The sequence below is a fragment of the Clostridium sp. genome (assembly GCF_032552055.1).
Classification (GTDB): domain Bacteria; phylum Bacillota; class Clostridia; order Clostridiales; family Clostridiaceae; genus Clostridium.
The window spans coordinates 1-2,631 of the sequence record NZ_JAWGSV010000345.1 but is presented as its reverse complement, the minus strand read 5'-3'; the positions used below and the strand labels follow the sequence as shown (position 1 = coordinate 2,631).

At 25.6% G+C, this 2,631-nt stretch carries 3 protein-coding genes; 2 read left to right on the top strand and 1 reads right to left on the bottom strand.

Annotation, left to right across the window (positions count from 1 at the left end):
• Positions 1-326 precede the first annotated feature (326 nt).
• On the bottom strand, positions 327-482 hold the full coding sequence (locus E6248_RS15275) for a hypothetical protein (protein ID WP_316341626.1): 156 nt from the start codon (positions 480-482) through the stop codon (positions 327-329).
• Positions 483-881: 399 nt separating this feature from the next.
• Here E6248_RS15275 and E6248_RS15270 point away from each other — a divergent pair, with 399 nt between their 5' ends.
• Both E6248_RS15270 and E6248_RS15265 read left to right on the top strand, forming a co-directional pair.
• A complete protein-coding gene (locus E6248_RS15270; protein ID WP_316341625.1) occupies positions 882-1,550 on the top strand; it encodes a response regulator transcription factor in 669 nt (222 codons plus the stop codon).
• Positions 1,550-2,631: sensor histidine kinase (locus tag E6248_RS15265; RefSeq protein WP_316341624.1), on the top strand; the 1,082-nt coding region annotated here is incomplete at its 3' end. The genes E6248_RS15270 and E6248_RS15265, both read left to right, overlap by 1 nt.

Genomic DNA, 2,631 nt, shown 5'->3' with positions numbered 1-2,631 from the left:
AGATGCTATTGCAAATGGGTTATTAAAAAATGCTCGAAGTAATGCTGAAACAGTATTAACTGGATTTTTTGCTAAGGAATATGATTTGGACAAGTATGAAATAGTTTTTAAAGATAAATAATTAGGAGGAATAATTATGAAAAAGCGTTTAATCTTCTTAGTCATTGGTGTAGGGACTATTATATTCTTGTTTTACTTTGCATTATTTCTTACAGCATAAGAATATATCAAATAAGCAATTCAATAATTTAATTATATTTAGTTAAAACATATAATTATAAAGTTAGAATAATTAACTAGAAAAAGCTGCTTAGACGCAGCTTTTTCTAAAATCCTTTTTTCTTAGCTTCAATTCCACTTTCATTAAGTGCAGGTTCTTCAGTAGTAAAATTATAATGATTTTTAGCATATTGATTTTGAGATTTAGATCCATTCTTTAGATAATTATCTTTAGAATGGACTTTTTTATTTTCACTTTTCATAATTAGTACCTCCTAAAATATACTCATATATAGTATTAGAAGAATTAAGAATAATATTATAAGGAATTATTATATAAGTTGTCATAAAATGCACAACATTTTATGAATTAAAGAATGAAAAAATTAAAAAATGAAAGAATGTTTAAAAAAAATCTTTGCAGATTTTTTATAAGAGTATCTTTAAAATAAATGAGGTTTTGCATAGCAAAGCCTCATTCCTTCATTTTTTCAGTCCTTAATTTTTTCATTTTATTAAGCCTACATGTTATCTTCATACTAAATTCATATAGAAAAATTATAATTAAGCTATGATTATAAAGTGGACAATATTAAATTATGAGAAATATTCCAATTAATGTATAATTATTTTATAAATTAATATAAGGGGATTGGGAAATTATGATTAAGATTTTATTTTTAGAGGATGAACCAAATATTCTTGAGGTTACAACTGAGTATATGAAGATGCAAGGATATTATGTGACTTGTGTATCTAATGGAGAAGATGCTATTGAGATGTTAAAAAAGGATAATTTTAATTTAGCTATTTTAGATATAATGGTTCCTAAAGTTACTGGATTAGAGGTCTTAGAATATATAAATGAAAATAAAAAAGATATGGCTACTATTATGCTTACAGCTCTTGGAGATGAGCAAACTCAACTTAAGGCTTTTAATTTAAAAACTGATGATTATGTAATCAAACCCTTTTCACCTTTATTACTATTAAAAAGGATAGAAGCTGTTTTAAGAAGAAGTCTTACTGAGAAAAACATTGATAATGATAATAATGAGTTTTATATAGATGATAAAACATATCAAGGTTATTATATGGGACAAAGCTTAAATTTAACATTAAGTGAATTTTTATTATTACAAACCCTAATGAAGGAACCTAATAGAGTATTTAATAGAGAGCAATTAATAATGAAGATATTTAATGAGGATTATATTTCTAGTGATAGAATTATTGATGCTCATGTTAAAAATTTAAGAAAAAAGCTACCTCATAATTATATAAAAACAGTTATTGGAGTTGGATATCAGTTTAATAAGGAGGGAATTTGATGAACTTGTCTAAAAAGACATTTATCTATAGTTCAATACTTTCAGGAATTATTCTTTCGCTTATACTAGTTTATTTTATTATAATGTTACCTTCCTTATACATTGATTATCAAGGAAAAAGTAATTATCAAGCTATAAAGGGAATTCATGAAGAATATATAAAGAATAAAAATTATGATAATATACATTCCCCTAATCCAACGGCAACTCTTAGTGTTAGAGTACCCTCTAGTGGTAGTAATATATATGCATCCAATACTTTCGGTACAGCTAAAATTACTATTAAAGATAATGATTTAAATAGTTTATTAGATGAACTTAGATATTACTCAGAGAATATAGAGGAATTAAAAGATGACGATACTTACTTTGAAAGGCTTTTTGATACTTTAAAGAAAAGTTTTAATCAGGAAGTATTTCTTAAGGATTTACCAGTGAATTTTGAGTTTATTGAAAGTGATAATAAGAATGTACTTAATGAAGGCACAAGTAAAATGAATATTGTTTCAGATGAGACTGTAATTTATGAGTTTAATAGTTATGATGGAATAAATTATTTTACAGCATATTTTGCGATTACAATTGATAAGGGAGAGATAATTGTATCTTTATTATCTGTAATGACACCTAAAATTGAAGATATTAGAGCCATAGTATTACAAAGCTTACCTATGATAATAGCTGTTCTTATTTTAATATTATTAGTCTTTACTTACTTTTTCTCTAGAAAAATAATAATTCCAATTAAGAAGCTTGCAAATCATGCAGAATTTATTAAAGAGAATAATATAAATGAAGCATTACCTATTGAAATAAAGGGGGAAGATGAGATAGCTCTATTAGGAGATACCTTAAATGAGTTATATAGCAAGCTAAATGAAAGTTTTATTAAATTAGAAGAGAAAAATAGGCTTTTAGTAGCAGAGAATAAAAGACAAGATATATTTTTAAGAGCATCTTCTCATCAATTAAAGACACCAGTTGCAGCAGCTCTCCTTCTTGTTGAAGGTATGATAGACGAAGTAGGGAAGTTTAAAAATACAAAGGAGTATTTGCCTAAGGTTAAGGAGCAGATTATATC